We start from the raw sequence: 1,492 nt of genomic DNA on the forward strand, positions 1-1,492 counted from the left end.
TTCCTTGACCTCGCGCACGTCGTCCTTCAGGCGGCGCACCGACTCGACTTCGCCGGTGTAGACCACCACGTTCTCGCGCAGCAGGCGGAAGCGCGCGTTGCGGCGCACCACACCCGAGGTGACCATCGAGCCGGCCACCGTGCCGATCTTCGAAGCGACGAACACCGTGCGGATCTCTGCGGTGCCGATCACCTCTTCGCGCTGCTCCGGCGCCAGCATGCCGGTCATCGCCTTCTTCACGTCGTCGACCGCGTCGTAGATGATGTTGTAGTAGCGCAGGTCGACGCCGTTGCCTTCGGCCAGCTTGCGCGCACCGGCATCGGCACGCACGTTGAAGCCGATGATGACGGCCTTCGATGCGATCGCGAGGTTGATGTCGCTCTCGCTGATGCCGCCCACCGCCGCGTGCACGATCTGCACCTTGACCTCGGCCGTGCTCAGCTTGAGCAGCGACTGGGCCAGCGCTTCCTGCGAACCCTGCACATCGGCCTTGATGATCAGCGCCAGCGTCTGCGCTTCGCCCTGGCCCATGTTCTCGAACATGTTCTCGAGCTTGGCGGCCTGCTGCTTGGCCAGCTTCACGTCGCGGTACTTGCCCGAGCGGAAGGTCGCGATTTCGCGTGCACGGCGCTCGTCGGCCAGCACCATGAACTCGTCGCCGGCTTGCGGCACTTCGGTCAGGCCCTGGATCTCGACCGGCAACGACGGTCCGGCTTCGGTCGCCGGCTTGCCGTTCTCGTCCAGCATGGCGCGCACGCGGCCGTAGCTCGATCCGGCCAGCACCACGTCGCCGCGCTTCAGCGTGCCCGACTGCACCAGCACCGTCGCGACCGGGCCGCGGCCCTTGTCGAGTTGCGCTTCGATCACCAGGCCCTTGGCCGGAGCGTCCTTCGGTGCCTTCAGTTCCAGCACCTCAGCCTGCAGCAGCACTTGCTCGAGCAGCTGGTCGATGCCCATCCCGGTCTTGGCCGACACCGGCACGAACGGCGAATCGCCACCGAAGTCTTCCGGCACGACCTGCTCGGCCACCAGCTCCGACTTCAAGCGCTCGACGTTGGCCTCGGGCTTGTCCATCTTGTTCATCGCGACCACGATCGGCACCCCGGCCGCCTTGGCGTGCGCGATGGCTTCCTTGGTCTGCGGCATCACGCCGTCGTCGGCCGCCACCACCAGGATGACGATGTCGGTCGCCTTGGCACCGCGTGCACGCATCGCCGTGAAGGCCGCGTGACCCGGGGTGTCCAGGAAGGTGATCATGCCGCGCGGCGTGTCGACGTGATAGGCGCCGATGTGCTGCGTGATGCCACCCGCTTCACCCGCGGCAACGCGGGCACGGCGGATGTAGTCGAGCAGCGAGGTCTTGCCATGGTCGACGTGACCCATGACGGTGACAACCGGTGCACGCGGCAGTTCTTCGTGCACCGCCTCGGCCGCCGAATCCTCGAGGAAGGCTTCCGGGTCGTCCAGCTTCGCGGCGAACGCCTTGTGGCCC

Annotated in this window: 1 protein-coding gene; it reads right to left on the minus strand. The window is 67.1% G+C overall.

The window, feature by feature from the left end:
- Positions 1-1,492, minus strand: a 1,492-nt coding sequence (infB, locus tag AC1D15_RS31775) for a translation initiation factor IF-2 (RefSeq protein WP_477829189.1), incomplete at both ends; no start/stop codon positions are given.

It is taken from the genome of Rhizobacter sp. P2_H2 (assembly GCF_056403375.1).